This is a genomic window from Corynebacterium sp. HMSC068H04 (assembly GCF_001811255.1).
GTDB lineage: Bacteria > Actinomycetota > Actinomycetes > Mycobacteriales > Mycobacteriaceae > Corynebacterium > Corynebacterium hesseae.
Map to the genome: position 1 here is coordinate 50,685 of NZ_KV803959.1, position 21,169 is coordinate 71,853.

Here is a 21,169-nt window from a genome sequence, read left to right on the forward strand (position 1 = left end):
ACTAGAGCATGCAGGAAACGCAGCCCTCAACCTCGGTTCCCTCCAGAGCCATCTGGCGCAAGCGGATGTAGTAGAGGGTCTTAATACCCTTTCGCCATGCGTAGATCTGGGCGCGGTTGATATCGCGGGTAGTGGCGGTGTCCTTGAAGAACAGCGTCAGCGACAGACCTTGGTCAACGTACTTCGTGGCCTCGGCGTAGGTGTCGATGATCTTCTCGTAGCCGATCTCATAGGAGTCCTTGAAGTACTCCAGGTTGTCGTTGTCCATGTGCGGCGCCGGATAGTAGACGCGGCCAATCTTGCCTTCCTTGCGGATTTCAATCTTGGAGGCGATCGGGTGAATCGAGGACGTCGAGTTGTTGATGTACGAAATCGATCCGGTCGGCGGCACTGCCTGCAGGTTGCGGTTGTAGATGCCGTGCTTGGCGACGTCCGCCTTCAGCGCAGCCCACTCCTCCGCCGACGGGGTGTGAATCGAGGACTTAGCGAAGAGCTCCTTGACCTTTTCCGTGCGCGGAGCAAAGTCAGCCGGATCATAACGGTCGAAGAACTCACCGCTGGCATAGTCAGACTCGGGGAACTCGGTGAAGTACTCGCCACACTCGCGGGCCAGCTTGTTGGACGCACGCAACGCGGCGTACATGATGGCGGCGAAGTAAGCGTTGGTGAAGTCCAAGCCTTCATCGGAGCCGTACTCAATGTGCTCGCGGCCAAGGTAACCGTGCAGGTTCATCTGCCCCAGGCCAATCGCGTGGGAATCATCGTTGCCCTTGCGCACGGAGGGAACGGAGTCGATAGAGGTCTTGTCCGACACAGCCGTCAAGCCACGGATAGCGGTTTCCACTGTCAAGGCGAAGTCCGGGGAATCCATGGTAGCCGCGATATTGAGGGAGCCAAGGTTGCAGGAAATATCGCTACCCAGGGTCTTGTAGGTGAGGTCGTCGTTGAGCTCTGACGGGGCGTTCACCTGCAGAATCTCGGAGCACAGGTTCGACATGTTGATGCGCCCAGTCTTGACCGGGTTGGCGCGGTTCACGGTGTCCTCGAACATGATGTAGGGGTAACCGGACTCGAACTGCAGCTCCGCGACGGTCTGGAAGAAGTGGCGAGCGTTGATCTTCTTCTTGCGGATACGCGGATCCTCGACCATCTCTTCGTAGTGCTCGGTGATGGAAATATCGCCGAAGGCCTTGCCGTAGACGCGCTCGACATCGTACGGGCTGAACAGGTACATGTCATCGTTACGCTTTGCCAGCTCGAAGGTGATGTCGGGGATCACGATGCCAAGCGAAAGGGTCTTGATACGGATCTTCTCGTCCGCATTCTCACGCTTGGTGTCAAGGAAGCTCATAATGTCCGGGTGATGCGCGTTGAGGTACACCGCACCAGCGCCCTGGCGAGCGCCCAGCTGGTTGGCATAGGAGAAGGAATCCTCCAACAGCTTCATCACGGGGATGACGCCGGAAGACTGGTTCTCAATATGCTTGATGGGCGCACCGGATTCACGGATGTTGGACAGCAACAGGGCCACGCCGCCGCCGCGCTTGGACAGCTGCAGAGCGGAGTTAATAGAGCGCCCAATCGACTCCATGTTGTCCTCGATGCGCAACAGGAAGCAGGACACCAGCTCGCCACGCTGAGCCTTGCCGGCGTTAAGGAAGGTCGGGGTAGCCGGCTGGAAGCGACCGGTCATGATTTCATCCACGAGGTGTTCAGCCACCTCCGTGTCACCATCCGCCAAGAAGAGTGCGGTCATGGACACACGGTCTTCGAAGCGCTCGAGGTAGCGGCGGCCGTCGAAGGTCTTCAGGGTGTACGACGTGTAGTACTTGTAGGCGCCAAGGAAGGTCTTAAAACGGAACTTAAAGGCATAGGCGCGCTTGAACAGGGACTTGATGAAATCGAAGTCGTACTGCTCGATCAGCTCCGGCTCGTAGTACTTGTTTTCCACCAGGTAGCGCATCTTCTCTTCCAAGTCGTGGAAGTAGACAGTGTTCTGGTTGACGTGCTGGAGGAAGAATTGGTTCGCGGCCTCGCGGTCCTTGTCGAACTGAATCTTGCCGTTCTCGTCATACAAGTTCAGCAGCGCGTTAAGTGCATGATAATCCAGTTGCTCGGCCGGCTTCACAGGTTCGGCGACGGTCTTACCCAGTTGCGTGGTCACGACGTTCACGGGCCTTTCTTTGCTATGGCGAAATGGAGAGACGAAATAGTACGGATGAGGCTTTAGGCAGCCAAACCTAAAGCGGCCGCGTTGGCCAGGAGGCCTTCACGGCAAATTGTGACATCTTCCTCGGTTCCGAGAAGCTCGAAGCGATACACATAAGGAACCTTACACTTGGCGGCGATAACGTCACCCGCCTTGCCAAAGTCACTGCCGAAGTTGCTGTTTCCTCCGGCTACAACGGCGCGAATGAAGCTGCGGTTGTGTTCATCATTCAGGAAACGAATGACTTGTTTGGGTACAGGCCGCGTGTTCTGCCCGCTTACCGACGCCCCTCCCCCGTATGTCGGGCACACCAAGACATAAGGTTCATTCACGGTGAGGGGCTCGTCATTAAGGCGCAGCGGGATGCGGGCGCTGGGAAGGCCGAGCTTCTCGACGAAGCGGTGGGTGTTTTCCGTAGCGGAAGAGAAATACACGACCAACATGGCGTTAACCTAGGCGCTCGCCACCATCGCAGTGAGGGCCTTGATGCGATCCGGGCGGAAGCCGGACCAGTGCTCGCCGTGCGCTTCCACGACCGGCGCTTGGACGTATCCGAGGGCCATGACGTAGTCGCGGGCATCATCATCGAGGGAGATATCCACCAACTCGTACTCGAGACCAGCACGGTCGAGAGCCTTCTTGGTGGCGTTGCACTGGACGCAAGCGGGCTTAGTGTAGACAGTGATGCTCATGTGACGTTCCTTTGGCTTCCTTCGGCGCTACACGCGGAGTGACTGTTGAATTCGATACTGGCAGAGCGTTCAACGGCTCTGCCTACAGGCTCTGAACAGCGATATCGGACCGCCGTTCAAGCAACATCAACGACACTATACTTTGTGCCCGCACCCCGCAACTAGCACTACATGTAGTAGTTACATGCCTGGTATTCCCAGGATGTAACTTGGCCCGACCCCACATGTTGACACCCCATCACTCCGCCCGTCCCCACGGCGGTAACTACACCGTTGATATTCCCTGCACGTTTACCGAAGATTCACTTAGTTTGTGACAAAGTCCACAAAAGGGCACGGCTCTAGGCCACGCCCTCGATACCGGCCCCTTTATTGCCAATGAAATCTAATCAAGCATTGGCTCGACACAGGTTCCAGAATCAGCCCCTTGCCCCGCCTCGCGGGTCAGACCAAAGAGGACCTGGCTCATCGTCATGGGATCCCGCGGCAGGTCCGGATGCAGCGGCTCCGCTCCGCACAGCTCCCCTAGATCGATGTTGACCACGTCGGCACCGTCGACAGGTGTAAGCATGGAGGAAGAGTTCGGGGTCACCGTGACGTCGGCAGGCGAATAGATCGAGGTATAGAGCGGCCCCGGCGCCGTATCAGGCAGCGCGTTGAGGTTCTCCATGAACTCGGAGCCGACAACTTGCTGGATGCCTGCAGAGCTCGCCAAGAACCGAGCAAAGTGTGGCATCGCCGCAATCATCTTGGCCAGAACCTCGCCCATCCCGTTAAGGGTTGTGCCATGGAGGTTGCCACCAATGGCCACAGCGTGGGAAACGTGCTCAGCCGAACCGTACATCTGCGTGTAGGTCTTGATGTGCAGCCCACCCTGCGAGTGACCCACCAGATTAACCTTGTCGCTTCCGGTCACCTCGCGCACGTAATCAATCTGCCCTGCAATTTCGCGCGCAGACTCATCCAAGTCCGCAATCGCCTTGGCACGAGGATTCGCATTCTGCAGCGTCACGTCGTCCGCGCCGTAGTCAAAGGCCCACACGCACATCCCTTCCTCCTGCAGGACCGGGATCAGTTCGTTCCACGTCGAGGAATTGTCCGACGTGCCGTGGAGAAGCACCACCGGCTCACGCACCTCGCCGCTCGGCTCGCACGAGGGATCATTGATTCCCAGCGAGGGATCCACCAAGCTTTCAAACTCAAAGTCCACAGCATGAGCTACCGGAACAGTGAACCCAACTGCAGCAGCACACACCGCCGCCGCGAGACGCTTCTTCATTATTCTTCTTTCTTTCAACTATCTTTCGGACCCCTGCTAAAGTCCGCCCGATAATTATATTCATTAAACCGCATCTGTCCAGGCACGTGGGCATAAAAAATCCGCCCTCCCCACAAAGCGGGGAGGGCGGAGACGAGGAAACTCGTTTCTTAGCCCTGGCGAGCCTTGAAGCGCGGATCCTTCTTGTTGATCACGAAGACCTTACCGTGGCGGCGAATAACCTGGGCGCCCGGCTTCTTCTTCAGCGACCGAAGCGACTTGCGAACCTTCATCGGGCGCTCCTTTCGTTATGCGCAATCTTGATGCGATTGATTAGTTCAAAGCATAGCTGGGAAGACCCCCAGCAATGACACGAGGAAAAATGTTACCCCACACGCGCGTCATTACCAAAACACTCAGCTTTCGGAGTAGCGGGAGCGCAGCTGCTCGGCAACATCCTCGAGGCTCTCCCCCGCCGTTTCCGGAACGAGTGCGCGGGTATATCCCACCGCGACGAGGCCTAAGACCGCGAAGATTCCAAAGGCCAGCGAGCCGCCGAGCCACTCGACCACCGGCAAGAAGAACTGCGCCACCGCCCAGTTACTCACCCACAGTGCCAGCCCAGCAATTCCCATGCCCACGCCGCGGACCTCTGGCGGCACGATTTCTGACATGAGCAACCACGTGGCCGGGGAGACTGCCGCCTGCTGAAAGGCAATGAACGCCGCCATGCACGCCAACGACAGCATGGCCAGCGGAATGGAGTCATGGGCGAAGTGATAGGCCACCGCGAGGACCACGAGTGAGACCACGTTGCCGCCTAGGCCCGCCAACAGCAGCCGGCGGCGTCCCAGCCGGTCAATCACGCGCATGCCCACGAGGCACGCTACGACGGATACCGCACCGATCACCATCGACGTATATACCGAGTTAGTAGTGGAGATACCCACCTGGTTCATCATCGTGGGCGCGAAGTACACAATGGCGTTCACACCCGTAATCTGCTGAGTCACCCCCATGAGCATGGCAAGCGCGATGGCCCAGCGCATCCAACGGTGGCGTCGCAAAGCTCGCCATTCACCCGTGCTCGGACGTGGACTAAGCTCCAACTCCGCTCCCTGCGCGCCGACCCGAGCGCTGACCGCGGCAGCTTCACGCGGTCGCCCTTGTGCCGCGAGCCATGCCGGGGTATCGGGCAGGAAGACCATGCCGAGCGCCAGCGCCGCGCCCGGGACCGCGGCCAGCCCCAGCATCCAATGCCAGCTGCCGCTTGCAGCCAATAGCGAGTTCACGCCATACGCCAGCAGCTGCCCCACGACGATCATGAGCGTATTGAGGGAGACCATCCGGCCCCGCACAGCCGCCGGGGTGATTTCGGAGATATACATCGGGGAGACGATCGACACCGCGCCCACTGCCACGCCGAGGAATGTGCGGGCGGCAGCGAGTTCATCGGCCGAGCTTGAAAGCGCGCACCACACGGAACCAGCCACAAAGATGAGCCCACCGGCGATGAGAGTGCGACGCCGCCCGATCATGCTCGCCACACGCCCAGCGACCAGCGCGCCGGCTGCCGCGCCAACCAAAAGCATCGAGGTCACCAGCCCCTCCTCGTGGGCGGACATGCCAAATTCCGGCCCAACGAAGAGGAGGGCGCCGGACATCACTCCGGTGTCATATCCAAAGAGCAGGCCACCCAGGGCGGCGACGCCTGCGACCATCATGACGTACGTATCTTTGTTCACGGGTTCCTATTGTCGCAGGCGGCTACCATTGGCGTCATGTCACATGAATCCATAGACCTCCAGCACGACATCATCGGGGCCCTCGGCGTAAAACCCAGTATCGATCCGGCAGAAGAGGTTGAGCGCCGCGTCGCCTTTTTGGTGGACTACCTACGCACAACCGGCGCGAAGGGCTTTGTCCTGGGCATCTCTGGCGGCCAGGACTCCACCCTGGCTGGGCGCTTGGCACAGCTAGCGGTGGCCCGCGTCGATGGCGCGGACTTCTGGGCCGTGCGCCTTCCCCACGGCGTACAGGCCGACGAGGATGACGCACAGATCGCCCTCGACTTTATCGAGCCCGACCACTGCCTCACCGTCAACATCGCCGAGGCCACCGCGGCTCTCGACGGCGCCGTGGCCAACGCCCTACACCAGGACTCCCTGGGGGACTTCAATCGAGGCAACCTCAAGGCCCGCCTGCGCATGGCCGCGCAGTACGCGCTGGCCGGCGAAGTCGGCGCGCTGGTCATCGGTACAGACCACGCCGCCGAAAACGTCACCGCCTTCTTTACCAAGTGGGGCGACGGCGCTGCCGACGTCCTGCCCCTCGCCGGACTCAACAAGCGCCAGGGCGCTCAGCTTCTGAAGCATCTCGGCGCACCAGATTCCACGTGGAAGAAGGTTCCCACCGCAGATCTAGAGGATGACCGCCCCCTACTCTCTGACGAAGAAGCGCTCGGCGTCACCTACTCCCACATCGATGACTACCTCGAGGGCAAGGACGTGCCTGCCGCCGCCCAATCGCGCATCGAGACCTTGTGGCGCCGCGGCGCCCACAAGCGCACCATGCCGCCTGGGCCGCAATAATCTTCTGCCGGTTGCAGGGCGCTCTTAAGCAATGGAATCGCGCTAACGCAACGCGTCGAGCGTGGCCTCCGCTGCTTGTTCGAGCGGGCCGTAATACGCGGGCCCATGTGTTAAGGAATGCACCGCCAGCGGGTGCAGCTGATGCATGGGCACCCACTTCTCGTATTCCTTGGGCGCCCCGTACCCGCGGAGGATTTCCTCGTAGAACGGCGTGCCAAACAGTTCGAGCATGGCGAGGTCCGTCCACGGGTGACCGCCGTGTGCAGCTGGGTCGATCATCACGGCCGAAGCGTCAGTAAACAGTACGTTGCCTGCCCACAGGTCACCGTGAATGCGAGCCGGTTTCACGTCCCAGTCAGCGGCTTTTATGGCCTCACATGCTTGCCGGACAATCCCCTGCAATCCCTGAGGCAGTCCATCCACGAAAGGCAGCACTCGCTGCTCAGCGTAGAACTCGCCCCAGGATTCGCATGGTTCGCAGGGTTGCTCCACGCGTCCAATGAAGTTCGCGCCCTCCCAGCCCGCCGGGGGCACCCCGAAGGCGGGCGCTCCCGCTTCATGGACCGTGCGCAGCGCAGCGCCAAAGGCGCGGGCAGCAGGAGCGCTCGGCCGCGCCTGCTCCACCCGCCGCGTGCTAAGAGAAGTAGAGGTGACTTCGGTGACGTCCACGACGACGGCGGCAAGCGCCTGCGCAAGCCATCTCAACCCAGCAGCCTCGGCGCCAGCTTGATCAGGACAGGACACGGTCTTGGTGAATACATCCATGGCCCCAGCATAGGAAAAGGCCGCCCCCATTCAAGGAGACGGCCGAAAGTGGAGCTAACGGGATTCGAACCCGTGACCCCCACACTGCCAGTGTGGTGCGCTACCAACTGCGCCATAGCCCCAGAGCTGTATTGAATTATGAAGTGGAGCTAACGGGATTCGAACCCGTGACCCCCACACTGCCAGTGTGGTGCGCTACCAACTGCGCCATAGCCCCTTATACGAGGTGCAACCTTTGTGATTGCAACTCGTATCAATATATCGCCTCCGTTTTCACTCACCAAATCGCGAGTTTAGGTGCGGTATTTGCACGCCCCTACTTAGCGGCGACGAGGTCGACCCACTCCATGATGGAGGTCTTGTCATCCTCCGGAATGTCCTTGCCGTCCTTGATGATGCGCGGCGAGGACACGCTGCCGGTGTCGGCTTCCAGCTTCTCGTAGTTCGCGGTAACCAGGGCGTTACCCTTGCCCACCGGTGCATCCTCGATGGCCTTGACGGTGTCCTTATCCGCGCCCAAGGACTCAGCGGCCTGCGCAAAATCCTTCATCTCCCACTTGTTGTACACCTTGGACTGCTCATCCATGAGGTACTTACGCAGGTTCCAGTAGAGCTGTACGTCACCGGACTTGGCTACCTGCTCCATCGCAGCCGCGGCCTTGGAGGAGTGTCCCTCGTTGGACTTGATGCTCTCGATGCCATTCGGGCTGCCATCCAGGAAGTTGAGGGTGCGCACCTTAACAATGAGCTTGCCCTGCTCAATCTTTTCCTTCATCTGATCATCGGTCTGCTTGGCCAGATCAGAGCAGTGAGGGCAAGAGTAGTCCTCGTACAGCTCGACCTCCGGCGCATCCTTGGCGTCGGCAGCCTTGAGGGTCACGGCGTTATCAGCAAAGGACATCTCCATATTGACGTCCTGCTTGGTGTAGCCTTCCAAGCCCTCAACGCTGGCACCACGGTTTTGGTAGAAGATAAAGCCGAGCACGACGGCAATAATCACCAGCAGAACACCGATGCCCCACAGGAATCCGCTGTTGTTATTGGCGGTGGGGTCTTTAACTGTACTCATTGAGAAACCTTGTCTTGTATGACGTAAATGGAACGAACCGAAATCCTACACACCGTTGTTAAGGGTGCAATGCAAACTTGGTGAAGGGACGCTTGATTGTCCACACCATTAACACAGAATAGAAGACATCACGCAGCAGTGTCATCATGTAGTTCATCACCTGCGCGTCTTCATCAGGGCTAACGGAGAAACAACCGCAGTCAATCCCGAGACCTCGCATCCACGCCTGTGCAATGCCAATCATGAATAGAACGAGGACAATCTGTCCCACCCATGCCGATTGGCGCAGGAACAGCCCCAGCAGCAACAACAGGCCGCCGCACACTTCCAGCGGGCCAATCAGGTAGGACAAATACTGAGACCACTCTGGTGTAAAGATCTCATAGGCCTTGATGCTTTGGGACACTGCGAGCTGATCCGACAGCTTCGACGCTCCCGCTTTGATCCACACATAGGCCATATAAAAGCGCGCGAATGCACTAATGACGTCAAGCACAAGGGCGGCGCTGATTTTGTCTTTAATCACGAGCACAGCCTAACAAGTTAAGGGTGGAGAGCGTAACGGCGATACGGGCGCCAAATTGTCCAAAGGGTGAGGACCAAAAAGGTTGCATCACGTAGCAGCGTCAGCGCGTAGTTCATGCCTTGGCTCACGTCGGCGGGGTCATAGCCGAAACAACCGCAGTCAATGACCAGCCCACGCGCCCATGCCTGGGAGATTCCCACCATGAAGAGGACTAAGACCACCGCCGCGACTGCCGACGCCTCCCTCAAGAACAACCCCAGCAGCAACAGCACCCCACCCATGAGTTCCAAGGGTCCGATGAGGTAGGCCAAGTATCCGGACCATTCCGGGGTGAAGATGCCATAGGCTTCGATGGCCTGGGTCATCTCCATCCTGGCGTCCAGCTTCTGAATACCGGCGATAATCCACACGGCAGCCATTCCAAAACGCACCAGCGCGCTCATCAGATCGGCGGCCGACATGGATTTTGCGGATGTCATAATTCATTAGCCTAGTCTCGGACCTGGCTTCGGACCCAGACTTCAGCCCTGGCCTTCAGACCTAGCCTTCGAGAACCTGCGACACCAACGCCTGCGCCTCTTCCTGCACCTGCTTAAGGTGTTCTTCGCCACGGAAGCTCTCGGCATAGATCTTGTACTTGTCCTCCGTGCCGGAAGGGCGGGCAGCGAACCACGCGTTCTCCGTCGCCACCTTCAGGCCGCCAATCGCTGCGCCGTTGCCGGGGGCCTCGGTGAGTTTGGCCACGATCTTCTCCCCGGCCAGCTCAGTTGCCGTCACCTGCTCCGGGGAAAGCTTCTTCAGGATGGCCTTCTGCTCGCGGGTAGCTGGGGCGTCGGTCCGCGCATAGGCTGGCGCACCGTATTCTTCGGCCAGCTCCGCATAGCGTTGAGACGGGGTCTTGCCCGTGACCGCCAAGATCTCGGCAGCCAAGAGATCCATGATGATGCCATCCTTATCGGTGGACCACACGGTCCCATCGAAGCGCAGGAAGGAAGCACCAGCAGATTCCTCACCGCCGAAGCCCAGGGTGCCGCCGACAAGCCCCGGCACAAACCACTTGAAGCCCACCGGAACCTCCACGAGCTCACGGCCCAGGCTGGCCACGACGCGATCGATCATGGAGGAAGACACCAAGGTCTTGCCCACCCCGGCCTCACCCCACTCGGGACGGTGGCTAAACAGGTACTCAATGGCCACCGCTAGGTAGTGGTTCGGATTCATCAGACCCGCATCCGGGGTGACGATGCCGTGGCGATCAGAATCCGCGTCGTTGCCCGTGGCCAGGTCGTACTTGGAGCGGTTCTGAACCAACGAAGCCATGGCGTCCGGGGAGGAGCAGTCCATGCGGATCTTGCCGTCAGTATCCAGAGTCATGAAGCGGAAGGTGCCGTCTACCTCTGGGTTCACCACCGTCATGTTGAGCCCGTAGTGCTCGGCGATGGCCGCCCAGTAGTCCACCGAGGCGCCGCCCATCGGGTCCGCGCCGATGCGCACACCGGCCTTTTTAATGGCCGCCATGTCCACAACGTTGGCTAGGTCAGCCACGTAGGAGTCGAGGTAGTTGTGCTTCACGCAGCGCTCATCGAGCACGCCGTCAACCGCCACGCGCTTGACGCCGTCGAGCCCGGCGCGCAGATAGTCGTTGGCCTTGGCTGCAATCCAGTCGGTGGCATCCGTGTCTGCTGGGCCGCCCGTCGGCGGGTTGTACTTGAAGCCACCGTCGCGCGGCGGGTTGTGGGAGGGAGTGATCACGATGCCATCGGTGCCCGGGTTGGTCAGGATGGCGTGGGAGACGGCCGGGGTCGGGGTGTAGCGGCCGCGGTCATCCACGCGAACCTCCAACCCATTAGCAAGGAGAACCTCAAGGGCGGAGACCATGGCGGGCTCGGACAAAGCGTGGGTATCGCGGCCGATGAAAATGGCGCCCGTGGTCCCTTGCTCAGCGCGATAGTCCACGATGGCCTGGGTAATCGCCAAGATGTGAGCCTCGTTGAAGGCGGTGTCCAAGGCGGAGCCGCGGTGGCCGGAGGTGCCGAAGGCGACCTGCTGGTCGGGGTTATCTGCATCGGGGGTGCGGGTGTAATACGCGGTGACTAGTTCTGCAATATCGATGAGATCGGAAGGCTGGGCTAGCTGGCCGGCGCGCTCGTGTGCCATGGTGGGTTCCTCCTTGGAGACGTGGATACACCCTAAGCTTGCCTGCTTCACGTTGGTTTCGCATCCCAATTAGGATGGTGCCTATGCCACAGATCCTTCTTGTGGGCTGCGGGACCGCGCTCGGGGCGCTGACTCGCTTCGTCCTCACTACGCTTCTCGGGGGTGGCGCGCTGCCGCTGCTACTCATCAACGTTCTTGGCAGTGCTGTCATGGGCTATGCCAAGCCACCAGCGTTCTGGGGCACGGGTTTCTTAGGCGGCTTCACTAGCTTTGCCGCTTTCGCCTTCCTCACCTCCGGCTTCGGCCCAGCGCAGGCGGGGGCGTACGTCGTTGCGACAGTCGCCGGTTGTACTGCCGCTTATCTCATGGGTGACCGTCTCCAGGATCGGGGCCGCGCATGATCCTCTCCATCTTGGCGGTCCTCGCCGGCGGCTTTATGGGCGGCTGCGGGCGCTACTTGCTCACCCGTGTGCTCCCCTCCCCCACGTGTACCTTTGCCGCCAACCTCGTCGGCGCGGCGGTGGCCGGTGTGGCCTATGGCTATGCCACGCATGCACACGCCCCCGAGTATTTCCTCCCCCTGCTGGCGGCCGGACTCGCCGGCGGGCTATCCACGTGGTCCACGATGGCCAAGGAACTCGGTGAAATGATAAAGGCCAAGCGCTGGTGGCGCTTGGCGCGTTATCTCTTCTGGACCATCGGCCTAGGAATCATCGTGGCCTGGCGCGGGGCGTGGGTCGGCTCGCTGCTGGCCTAACCCGCCTCCCACGCCCCTTGTGCAGCCACGGGCTGCGCTAGTCGGCGATGGCGTCCAACGGCGGGGTCTTCGCCGCGCGCTGCGCCGGCCACAGGGCCGCCAGCACGCCGACGATTCCCGAGCCCACGAACATGACCGCGAGCATCATCCACGGCACCGTCGCGGAATCGAGGCCTTCGTCGGAAAGCACGGAGATGAAGGACCACCCCATCCCCAATCCCATGAGGATGCCCATGAGCGCGCCGAAGAGGGCGATCTGTACCGATTCCACCGTGATCATTGTGCGAATCTGGCGGCGTTGAGTACCCACCGCGCGCAGCATACCGATCTCTTGTCGGCGTTCAATCACGCCGAGGGTGAGGGTATTGACAATGCCCAGGACAGCGATGACCACGGCCAAAGCCAGCAGCGCGTAGAGAATCGTGAGCATCTGGTCAATCATTCCGGCGGCCTCGCCAGCATATTCCTCGCTGGTGCGCACCTGTACCACAACGAGGTCCTTGACGGACTTCTCCAGGTTGGCGCGCAGCTTCTCCTTGTCATAGCCTTCTTCCGCGTTCACGGAAACCACCGTGACGTCGAGGCTGTTGGGGTCGATGACCTCTTCTACCGCGGATTGGGACACGGCCAGGCCCGGAAGCATCTGGAAAGGTTCATAGGTGCCGAGGAGTTTTACCTGCGCAGTGCGGGATGGATCCGGCCCCGCCAACTCATAGGACTGGCCGACCTCCCAGCCTTGCTTCTCAGCCAAGACAGAGTCGGCGATGAAGCCCGGTTCCTCACCCGTATTCAGGGCACCATCTACCAAGGTCAGGTTGAGCATGTCATCGGCGTTGCCATCGATGATCTGGCTGATCATCATTTCCGGGCCATAATTCATCGAAGCCTGACCATCCACCTGCAGGGGTGCTGTGCTCATCGCCACGAGCTGTCCGACGCCCTCGGTATCGCGGGCGCGCTGCACCGTCTCGTTCGGCGTCGGGAAGTTTCCAGACGTCGGGCCAGACAGCAAGAAGTCTGCGCGGGCGTCCTGCTCGACGGCGTCGGCCACCGAGGCTTTCATCGTCGCACCCAACATGCCGATCGATGTCACCAGCGCCACGCCCAGCATGAGAGCGAAAGCAGTCGCCGCGGTACGGCGCGGGTTGCGCGCCGAGTTCGTCGATGCCAGCTTGCCGACCGCGCCAAAGGGCGCGCCAACCACGCGGCCGATCGCCGGAACGATAGGCAAGGAGATGGCCGGTCCCGCAAGGAAGAAGCCGAGGATGAGGTTGAGCGAGCCGAGGCCCACGAGTGTGGCGCGGATGCCCGTGGAGGCGTCGACAAGCACGCCCACGAGCGCAAAAATAATGCCGACGACGAGCAGCAGCCCGCCCAGCACGCTGCGCACCAGCAGCGAAGCGCCCGCCGCGGACTCGGTGGTGCGCATGGCTTCCACGGGCTTGACCGCGCCTGCCCGGCGCGCCGGTGCCCACGCGGAAACGATGGTGACCAATGCGCCCAGAATCAACGGCACAAGCACAGCGCTCAAGCTCAGGCCCAGGCCGCCGCCCATGGGCATGCCCTTGGCTTCGAAGACGGCCTTAATGATCGCCACCAGGCCCATGCCCGCTGCCACGCCCACGGCAGAGCCCACGAGGCCCACGATGAAGGCCTCCGTCACCACCGAGCGCGTAATCTGGCCGCGGGATGCACCGAGTGCGCGCAGCAGCGCGAACTCCTTGGTGCGCTGAGCCACGATCATCGAGAAGGTATTCGCGATGATGAACGTGCCCACCAGCAGCGCGATGAGGCCAAAGGCGATGAGGAAGTAGTTGACGAATTTCAGGGCAGAGGAAATCTGATCCGAAATTTCATCAGCGAGCTTCTGGCCAGATTCCGCCTTGACCTCGAAGGTCTCGTTGAGGTGATCCACGAGCGCATCAGTACCCACGCCGTCGGCCGCGGCGACCTTCAGCTGTTCGGAATTGCCGTATCGCTCGACGAAGGCCTCGTGGTCCATGAGCAGCGTCAGGCTGGGGCCTTGGTCCACCACAGGCTTGACGACGCCCACGACCTTCACCTCATCACGCTGGTCCGGGTGGACTACTAGGAGGCTGTCGCCGATCTTGATATCGAATTTTTCCGCGGCCGAATCGTTGATGAGAACCTCGCCGGTCCCGTGAGGCGCGGAGCCGTCGACAAGCGTGGCGGGCTCACCGACGGATTGGTCCTCCGGGTAGTAGGGCTGCACGCTGGAGGTGCCGCCGCCGGTTTGAAAGGCCTCGGCATCCTTGTTGGCAACCACGACGGTCTGGCTGCTTTGCATGTTGACTGCGCGCACGTCGGGGTCGGCGGCGATGTCATCGCGCATCTTCTGGTCGAGGATTGGGCCGCCTTCCTTCTGGCTTACGGCCGCATCCACACCGGTAAATGCGGTAGACACCGCAGAGTCGAAGGTGTTCGACAAAGACTTGGTGAACATGAAGGACCCCGAGATGAAGGCGGTGCCGAGCACCACCGCCAGTAGGGTCAGGGCAAGGCGCAGCTTGTGCGCGAGAATATTGCGCACGGACACCGTGCGCATGGTGTTCTTTGTGGCCATGCTCTAGCCCTCGATTTCTGCCATCACGGCGTGGATGGACTCCATGGTCGGGTTGTTCAGCTCGTTGACCAGGCGGCCATCGGCAAGGAAGACCACGCGGTCTGCGTAGGATGCGGCTTTCGCATCGTGCGTCACGATGACGACGGTCTGGCCGTCCTGATCCACTGCGGTGCGCAAAATATCGAGCACCTCGGCAGAAGAGTTGGAGTCCAGGTTGCCGGTCGGTTCATCGCCAAAGATGATTTCCGGGCGCGAAACCAGGGCGCGCGCACAGGCCACGCGCTGCTGCTGGCCGCCGGAGAGCTCTGATGGGCGGTGGTTCAAGCGGTTGGACAGGCCCAGACGGGAAGTGACCTCATCGAACCATTCCTTATCCACCTTGTTGCCAGCGATATCGGTGGGCAGCGTGATATTCTCTGCCGCGGTCAGTGTGGGCACCAGGTTGAAGGACTGGAAGATGAAGCCCAAGCGGTCACGGCGCAGGGCGGTAATATCCTTGTCGCTGAGCTGCGACATGTCGGTGTCACCGATGAAGGCCGAGCCGGACGTCGCCGAATCGAGCCCCGCCATCGTGTGCATAAGCGTGGACTTGCCGGAGCCCGAAGGGCCCATGATGGCGGTAAAAGTGTTGCGCGCGAACTCAACGTCGACGTGGTCCAACGCGGTAACTGCGGTATCTCCCTGACCGTATTGTTTGAACAGGTCGACGGCACGAGCCGCAGCAGTCATCGTTGGGGTTGTCATGGACGTGTTCTCCTTATAGATGGGGAAAGTAACGTCCCTACCCTATCTTGCCCTGGGTAAGTTATGTGACGCGTGTGGTCTAAAATATGCTCCATGCGCGCATCTTTTTCCGCTCTGGAACACTACGACCGCTGTGCCGAAGCAGCCGCGGCTCAAATCATGCGCCACTACTCCACCAGTTTTTCCCTGGCCACGCGGCTTCTCTCCCCCAGGGTCCGGGTGGACATCCGCAATTTATATGCCATGGTGCGCACCGCCGATGAAATCGTCGACGCCGGGCTCGATCCCCAGGACGCCGCCGTGCTTCTCGACGCCTACGAGGCCACCGTCCGCGCCGCCCCGTCCCAGCGTTTTCACGCTGATCCGGTCGTGCATGCCTTTGCGCTTTCCGCGCGGCGTTGCGGGTTCAGCGACGAGCACGTTGCACAGTTCTTTTCCTCCATGCGTTGCGATCTGACGCACCACACGCACACCCACGACTCCTTCGAGGATTACGTGTGCGGCTCCGCGGAGGTCATTGGGCTCTTGTGCCTGGATGCCTTCTACGCCGGCGGGCCCCGCCCGTCCGGCATCGAGGAAGGCGCACGGCGCCTGGGCGCGGCCTTTCAGAAGATCAATTTCTTGCGCGACCTGCGCGAGGATTCCGCAGAGCTGGGCCGCTCCTATTTCCCGGACCTGCCGGACCCGGCCAGCTTGGATGAGGAGCGGAAAACGGCAATCATCGCTGATATTCGGCGCGACCTGGCTGTAGCGCGCGGCGCGATGGAGAAGTTGCCGCGTGGTTCGCGGGTGGGCGTGGCGGCTGCGACGGCCCTGTTTACCGAGCTCACCGACCAGCTCGCGGCCACCCCCGCCGCCGATATTCTTACAACACGGGTCTCCGTCTCGCCGGCGCGCAAGGCATTCTTGGTGAGCCGGGCAGCGGCATCGGCGGTGAAGTAGCTATGGGCAAGCGTGTTGTCGTCATCGGCGCGGGCATCGCTGGCCTGGCCAGCGCGGCGCTGTTGCTGCGTGAGGGTTGGGACGTGGTGGTCGTCGAGAAGCAGCACAGCGTCGGCGGGCGCGCAGGCGAACTGGAGGTCGACGGTTTCCGCTTCGATACGGGCCCGTCCTGGTACCTCATGCCCGAAGCATTCGATGAATTCTTTCAAGCCTGCGGGACGAGCACCGAGCGCGAGCTGGACTTGGTTGACCTCTCCCCCGCGTATCGCGTCTACAACGACGACGGCGCCTTCCTCGACATTCACAGCGGCGTGGACAACGTTGTTCGGCTTTTTGAGTCCATCGAGCCGGGTGCAGGCGAGCGCGTGCGCGCCTACTTAGCGCGCTCCTCTGATATCTATGCCGTGGCGCTAAGCAGCTTTTTGTACACCACGTTTTCTCACCCCGCGCAGCTTTTAACCCGGGACGTGCTCACGCGGCTGGGTACGCTGGCGCTACTTCTCACGCGGTCCTTGGACCGGCTGGTGGCAGCACAGTTTCAGGACTACCGCCTGCGCCAGGTGCTGACCTACCCGGCGGTGTTTTTGTCCACGGAGCCAACAGCTGCACCGGCGCTGTATTCCTTGATGAGCCACACCGATTTGGTCGAAGGCGTGCGCTACCCGCAAGGTGGTTTCGCCGCGGTGGTCGCGGCGATTGCGCGCCAGGCACAAGGCGCCACCTTCCTCATGGATACGGCGGTAACGGCGATCGAGTGCGCAGAAGGTCGTGCGACTGGCGTGCGGCTGGACGACGGCCGCTTCATCTCCGCCGAGGCCGTCGTTTCCGCGGCGGACCTGCGCCATACTGAGACTGCTCTGCTGCCTCAGTCGGCGCGGACCTATCCCGAGAGCTATTTCGCGCGACGCGACCCGGGCCTCGGCACGGTGTTGGTCTTCCTCGGTGTGCGGGGCGCGCTGCCGGAGCTGGCCCACCACACCCTTCTTTTCAGCAAGGATTGGGAGCCCGATTTCCGGGCGGTGTATCACGCTCCGGAGGCTTCGCGCCCGCTGGGGGCGTCCGAGTCCATCTACGTGTCGAAGACCTCCGCGACGGATCCTGCCGTGGCACCGGAGGGCTGCGAGAATCTCTTTGTGCTGGTCCCCGTGCCGGCGGAGGAAAACTTCGGCGCGGGTAACGCCTATGGCGAAGAAGAATCGCCCCGCGTTGGCGCAATTGCCGATGCCGCGATTCACCAACTCGGCACGTGGCTTGGCATTCCCGATTTTACTGAGCGCATCGTGGTGCGCCGGACGGTCGGCCCCTCTGATTTTGCGCGGCGCTACAACTCCTGGGCTGGTGGCGCGGTGGGACCCGCGCATACGTTGCGGCAATCTGCCTTCTTCCGCGGGCGCAATGCCTCGCGAAAACTCAAGAACCTGTACTACGCGGGCGGTACGACGGTACCGGGTGTTGGTGTACCGATGTGCCTCATTTCCGCGCACAATGTCATCACGCGGATGCGCGAACAGCACTAAGCGTCGAGCTCAAGGGCTGCGGGTGCACCGCTGCGTTTAGTCTTCACCGTTACGGCGTGCCCACCAAAAAGATAGCCATCATCGAATTCCACGCTGAGGTGTCCGCGTTGGGGGACCTCAACGGCAACGGGCGTGAGTTTGGCGTATACGTCGCCAGCCGTGAGCTCAGGTGCCGGGGCGTTGGCGCCTTCAGACAGGGCGACGTCATGGCGCCAGCGGTTCGCAGCTCGAAGAGCTCTTTTGGCGGCAAAGCGCCGGGCCTCATCAATGAACTCGGCGCTGAGGACCTTATTGATAACGGTGAGGGGTGCCTTGAATTTTCGGCCTAGGTTCGTGCTCTCCGCGAGGAGAAGCTCCTCCCCTTCGTACCAGATGCTGAAATCAACTCCGAGCTCTTCTGCCCTACCGTCGAACGTGTTCGTACTGCGATCGAGCACCAACGGACCGAACTTGGAATCAAGCTCTACCGGAACGGCAATCCGAGCGAGGAGTTGCTCCATTGCCTCGTCTTCCACATCTGGGAGGATCTCCCAGATATCGACATAGTGTGCTTTGCTCCTCTCGTGGAAGTGGTGGCTGCCCCGAGCATGAATCACCGTGAAAGACTCAAGCTCTGCAACTTCGCGCGGATCCCACAGCGTCTTTCCCGCGACTGTCTGGAAGAGCTGCGGATAGCGCACGCCGACGTCACCAGTAATCAGCTCGCCCCCGGGCAGCATCTTTAAGGCGACTCCAGGCATGTTCATGAGCTGAATATGCGTCTTGTCCTCAGCGTAGGGATCATCGCTCACCCACTTCTTCGGCACATCTGCCACAACGAAGAGAAACTCTGCCTCCTCGCAGCGCAAGATAGAGCTGACGACGTCATTGTCCGAGAATTCACGGTAGAGGGAAAGCATGCCGCAATAGTACATCTGTGATAAGACCGTGCAGCGCTGCATGGCGTAGTCTGAGGAGGTTGACGTCGAGTAGAAGGGCGAAAAGCCGATGGCAGAAACGATTGAGCAGGCCACCGAAATTGTTGAGGAGTGGCTCAAGCAAGAAGACGCCATCGACCCCCAAAAGGCTCCTCGGCTCCAAGAGCTCTTAGCTCGCGTTCCACGTCAAGAGCTCATCGCGATTGTGGAGCGCCAGAATGCTCTCCGCGCCGCATTGGCGTTAAGGCTGCTGCCGCGTGAAAAATCTATCGCGGTCTTCGATGCGCTTGATGCCAAACACCAAGCGGACATCATTGACGAGTTGGGCAACGCCGATGTCTACGAATTCTTCGACGAGCTGGATCCCGAAGACCGCGTGGCCCTGCTGGACGAGCTTCCTGCGGAAATTGCGGATCGCCTCCTCCGTTCGCTAACTCAGACTCAGCGCGATGTGACCGGAGTGATTCTTGGTTACACGAAGGGCTCCGTCGGCCGCCGTATGTCGCCGGAGGTCCCCAATATCCACCCGGAAATGAGCATGGAAGATGCCCTGCGCACCCTCCGCGACAACGCCGATGAGCTGGAAACCATCTATACCGTTCCTGTAACACGGAAGGACCGGCGTCTGGTGGGTGTCGTCAGCCTGCGCGAGCTCTTCACGGCTGAACGCGGCATTCTCATTGAGGACATCATGAACGAGCCGGTATATGCATACGCGACTGCCGACGCCGAAGAGACCGTCCGCTGGTTCTTGCCCCTCGACATGCTGGCGCTGCCGATTGTGGATGATTCACACCGCCTCGTTGGCCTTCTTACCTGGGATGATGCAACCGACATTATGGAGGAAGCGGACAGTGAGGACTCGGCTCGTTCCGGTGGTACGGAAGCGCTCCAGCAGCCGTACTTGTCGACGCCCCTTCTCAAGCTCGTCCGCTCCCGCATTCTCTGGCTGCTCGTGCTCGCTGTGTCAGCGCTGTTGACTGTGCGGGTTCTCGATTCTTTCGAAGACACCTTGGCCAAGGCAGTTGTATTGTCTCTGTTCATCCCTCTGCTCACCGGCACGGGCGGCAATACAGGAAACCAGGCAGCTACTACTGTGACCCGCGCGCTCGCGCTTGGCGACGTCCGCACGCGCGACCTCTTGGCAGTCATGTGGCGGGAATTGCGCGTCGGAATGCTGCTGGGCGCCGTGCTGGGGCTGGCCGGGCTTGTCTTGGCGACGGTCATCTATGGCCTAGATATCGGCCTCGTCATCGGCTCCACGCTGTTTCTCATTTGTTCGATGTCCGCGACTGTTGGCGGTCTCATGCCCATTGTGGCTAAGACTGTTGGCGCGGACCCTGCGGTCTTCTCCAACCCATTCATCTCCACCTTCTGTGATGCAACGGGTTTGATCGTCTACTTCTTCATTGCGAAGTCTGTCTTGGGAATCTAACTGGATACAGAAGAGTGTCCGCGAAGCCGCCGTACGAGGACTGCTACGTGACAAATAGGCACGCGCCCCAATCTTTGGTGCGAATTGACAGCCACTAACCGCCCTGAGCGCCCGCGCACAATCCTTCGCTTATCACGCAAGCAGTCCAATTGCAAGGTTAATAGCAGCGTGCAATATCGCGCATTCAATCACGCTTCCCGAGCGGTATCGCACCACTCCCAGGATCCACCCGCAGAGAAACTGAACCGGAAGTATGGGCCACAACTGCGCATCGAAGCTCAACAACATCAAATGAGGCAGAAGAAAAACTCCCGCTTGGAGCGTGTTACCACCCCAGAACCCCCAGGATCGAAGAAGTAAGCCGCCAACAAATCCTCGGAAAAACACTTCCTCGCCTATAGCCCTGAAAATGACAGCAAGGCTTACCCCTTGAGACAGAACCACCCCCGGTATGGCCAGACTAGCCGACGACACCACACGGATACCGGCGTATCCTATTCCAAGCAACACGGGGAAAAAGATGATGCTTAATACTACTGATTGCCAATTTCCCCATTGCCAACCCACATTTGTCCGAGCTTGAGAAACCCCAATTCTCTTGCGCTGAAAAATGATATAAAGCACTGAAGGAACGAGAAACAAAAGGAATTCAAACATCTTCTCCGTACCCTAATCCCGGACCGGGTTGGCTACTTAGCCAGAAAGCTCGGTGCCCAGTTTACAATTCTGTATGAGGACGAGACGCCCAAGCATTGGTGGGGTAGATCATACTTCCGTGGCCCTTTCGCAGTAGTTAGGAATTAGGCAGCTACCCGGGTGGGTATGAGCCTTGTTTATCAGAGTTTTCAAGTGAACATGGTTGGGCCCAATTGGGGTCTATTGCCGCTATGGGCTAGTGTGCGCGTGTCCAGACCTGGAAGTGCAGACCTGCCGCGTGTGAAAAACAAAAAAGAGACCGTTAAAGCGGTTGTGTTGTGCTTTAACGGTCTCTTCGTTGTTTGTATTG

The 21,169-nt window shown here is 60.3% G+C and carries 22 protein-coding genes and 2 tRNA genes; 7 read left to right on the forward strand and 17 right to left on the reverse strand.

Annotated elements, in window-relative coordinates; translation table 11 throughout:
- Position 1: 1 nt before the first annotated feature.
- The 6 genes from nrdE to HMPREF2792_RS00765 form a co-directional block, all read right to left on the reverse strand.
- Complete coding sequence (nrdE, locus tag HMPREF2792_RS00740; protein ID WP_070530100.1) at positions 2 to 2,164, reverse strand: class 1b ribonucleoside-diphosphate reductase subunit alpha; 2,163 nt, start codon at positions 2,162 to 2,164, stop codon at positions 2 to 4.
- A 62-nt stretch (positions 2,165 to 2,226) separates the two neighbouring features.
- Positions 2,227 to 2,652: a class Ib ribonucleoside-diphosphate reductase assembly flavoprotein NrdI gene (nrdI, locus tag HMPREF2792_RS00745; protein ID WP_070522431.1), complete on the reverse strand. Its 426-nt coding sequence runs from the start codon at positions 2,650 to 2,652 to the stop codon at positions 2,227 to 2,229.
- Between the two features lie 9 nt (positions 2,653 to 2,661).
- A complete protein-coding gene (nrdH, locus tag HMPREF2792_RS00750; protein WP_070522434.1) occupies positions 2,662 to 2,901 on the reverse strand; it encodes a glutaredoxin-like protein NrdH in 240 nt (79 codons plus the stop codon).
- 385 nt (positions 2,902 to 3,286) lie between these two features.
- On the reverse strand, positions 3,287 to 4,180 hold the full coding sequence (locus HMPREF2792_RS00755) for an esterase/lipase family protein (protein ID WP_070522437.1): 894 nt from the start codon (positions 4,178 to 4,180) through the stop codon (positions 3,287 to 3,289).
- 149 nt (positions 4,181 to 4,329) lie between these two features.
- Positions 4,330 to 4,452: a type B 50S ribosomal protein L36 gene (gene ykgO, locus HMPREF2792_RS00760; RefSeq protein ID WP_003847162.1), complete on the reverse strand. Its 123-nt coding sequence runs from the start codon at positions 4,450 to 4,452 to the stop codon at positions 4,330 to 4,332.
- 123 nt (positions 4,453 to 4,575) lie between these two features.
- On the reverse strand, positions 4,576 to 5,904 hold the full coding sequence (locus tag HMPREF2792_RS00765) for a sugar porter family MFS transporter (RefSeq protein ID WP_070530064.1): 1,329 nt from the start codon (positions 5,902 to 5,904) through the stop codon (positions 4,576 to 4,578).
- A gap of 36 nt (positions 5,905 to 5,940) precedes the next feature.
- Between HMPREF2792_RS00765 and nadE the strand changes: the two genes are divergently transcribed.
- Positions 5,941 to 6,750: an ammonia-dependent NAD(+) synthetase gene (nadE, locus tag HMPREF2792_RS00770; RefSeq protein ID WP_369821981.1), complete on the forward strand. Its 810-nt coding sequence runs from the start codon at positions 5,941 to 5,943 to the stop codon at positions 6,748 to 6,750.
- A gap of 42 nt (positions 6,751 to 6,792) precedes the next feature.
- Here nadE and HMPREF2792_RS00775 read toward each other — a convergent pair whose 3' ends face one another.
- From HMPREF2792_RS00775 to pgm, 7 genes are all read right to left on the reverse strand, one after another.
- Complete coding sequence (locus HMPREF2792_RS00775; protein ID WP_083306357.1) at positions 6,793 to 7,515, reverse strand: fructosamine kinase family protein; 723 nt, start codon at positions 7,513 to 7,515, stop codon at positions 6,793 to 6,795.
- Positions 7,516 to 7,564: 49 nt separating this feature from the next.
- Positions 7,565 to 7,637, reverse strand: a tRNA-Ala gene (locus tag HMPREF2792_RS00780).
- 22 nt (positions 7,638 to 7,659) lie between these two features.
- Positions 7,660 to 7,732: transfer RNA gene (locus tag HMPREF2792_RS00785), tRNA-Ala, on the reverse strand.
- Positions 7,733 to 7,831: 99 nt separating this feature from the next.
- The gene (locus tag HMPREF2792_RS00790; protein WP_070530070.1) at positions 7,832 to 8,584 is read right to left on the reverse strand and encodes a DsbA family protein; all 753 of its coding nucleotides are present in this window, start codon (positions 8,582 to 8,584) and stop codon (positions 7,832 to 7,834) included.
- Positions 8,585 to 8,642: 58 nt separating this feature from the next.
- Positions 8,643 to 9,110: a MauE/DoxX family redox-associated membrane protein gene (locus HMPREF2792_RS00795; protein ID WP_070522450.1), complete on the reverse strand. Its 468-nt coding sequence runs from the start codon at positions 9,108 to 9,110 to the stop codon at positions 8,643 to 8,645.
- Positions 9,111 to 9,127: 17 nt separating this feature from the next.
- Entirely contained in the window at positions 9,128 to 9,589 is a 462-nt protein-coding gene (locus HMPREF2792_RS00800) for a MauE/DoxX family redox-associated membrane protein (protein ID WP_070522452.1), read from the reverse strand.
- Positions 9,590 to 9,650: 61 nt separating this feature from the next.
- A complete protein-coding gene (gene pgm / locus HMPREF2792_RS00805) occupies positions 9,651 to 11,267 on the reverse strand; it encodes a phosphoglucomutase (alpha-D-glucose-1,6-bisphosphate-dependent) (protein ID WP_070530072.1) in 1,617 nt (538 codons plus the stop codon).
- A gap of 83 nt (positions 11,268 to 11,350) precedes the next feature.
- On the opposite strand from pgm, the gene HMPREF2792_RS00810 reads away from it, so the two are divergent.
- Positions 11,351 to 11,668 carry a fluoride efflux transporter family protein gene (locus HMPREF2792_RS00810; protein ID WP_070530075.1) on the forward strand — a complete coding sequence of 106 codons (318 nt, stop codon included), beginning with the start codon at positions 11,351 to 11,353 and terminating at the stop codon, positions 11,666 to 11,668.
- Entirely contained in the window at positions 11,665 to 12,024 is a 360-nt protein-coding gene (locus tag HMPREF2792_RS00815) for a fluoride efflux transporter FluC (RefSeq protein ID WP_070530078.1), read from the forward strand. The genes HMPREF2792_RS00810 and HMPREF2792_RS00815 overlap by 4 nt, the downstream gene beginning before the upstream one ends.
- Positions 12,025 to 12,061: 37 nt before the next feature.
- On the opposite strand, the gene HMPREF2792_RS00820 is transcribed toward HMPREF2792_RS00815, so the two are convergent.
- Entirely contained in the window at positions 12,062 to 14,608 is a 2,547-nt protein-coding gene (locus tag HMPREF2792_RS00820) for an ABC transporter permease (RefSeq protein ID WP_070530080.1), read from the reverse strand.
- Between the two features lie 3 nt (positions 14,609 to 14,611).
- Entirely contained in the window at positions 14,612 to 15,352 is a 741-nt protein-coding gene (locus HMPREF2792_RS00825; RefSeq protein ID WP_070530082.1) for an ABC transporter ATP-binding protein, read from the reverse strand.
- Between the two features lie 93 nt (positions 15,353 to 15,445).
- On the opposite strand from HMPREF2792_RS00825, the gene HMPREF2792_RS00830 reads away from it, so the two are divergent.
- Positions 15,446 to 16,294: a phytoene/squalene synthase family protein gene (locus tag HMPREF2792_RS00830; protein WP_070530085.1), complete on the forward strand. Its 849-nt coding sequence runs from the start codon at positions 15,446 to 15,448 to the stop codon at positions 16,292 to 16,294.
- Positions 16,295 to 16,296: 2 nt separating this feature from the next.
- Complete coding sequence (gene crtI / locus HMPREF2792_RS00835; protein ID WP_070530087.1) at positions 16,297 to 17,811, forward strand: phytoene desaturase family protein; 1,515 nt, start codon at positions 16,297 to 16,299, stop codon at positions 17,809 to 17,811.
- Here the strand turns inward: crtI and HMPREF2792_RS00840 are convergent.
- Positions 17,808 to 18,710 carry a DUF2262 domain-containing protein gene (locus HMPREF2792_RS00840; protein WP_232748412.1) on the reverse strand — a complete coding sequence of 301 codons (903 nt, stop codon included), beginning with the start codon at positions 18,708 to 18,710 and terminating at the stop codon, positions 17,808 to 17,810. The two genes, crtI and HMPREF2792_RS00840, sit on opposite strands and share 4 nt — an antisense overlap.
- An 88-nt stretch (positions 18,711 to 18,798) precedes the next feature.
- Between HMPREF2792_RS00840 and mgtE the strand changes: the two genes are divergently transcribed.
- Entirely contained in the window at positions 18,799 to 20,163 is a 1,365-nt protein-coding gene (mgtE, locus tag HMPREF2792_RS00845; protein ID WP_070530090.1) for a magnesium transporter, read from the forward strand.
- 132 nt (positions 20,164 to 20,295) lie between these two features.
- Here mgtE and HMPREF2792_RS00850 read toward each other — a convergent pair whose 3' ends face one another.
- Positions 20,296 to 20,820: a CPBP family intramembrane glutamic endopeptidase gene (locus HMPREF2792_RS00850; RefSeq protein WP_070530093.1), complete on the reverse strand. Its 525-nt coding sequence runs from the start codon at positions 20,818 to 20,820 to the stop codon at positions 20,296 to 20,298.
- A 165-nt stretch (positions 20,821 to 20,985) separates the two neighbouring features.
- On the opposite strand from HMPREF2792_RS00850, the gene HMPREF2792_RS13215 reads away from it, so the two are divergent.
- A partial coding sequence (locus tag HMPREF2792_RS13215) for a hypothetical protein (protein WP_232748413.1) occupies positions 20,986 to 21,169 on the forward strand: 184 nt, incomplete at its 3' end.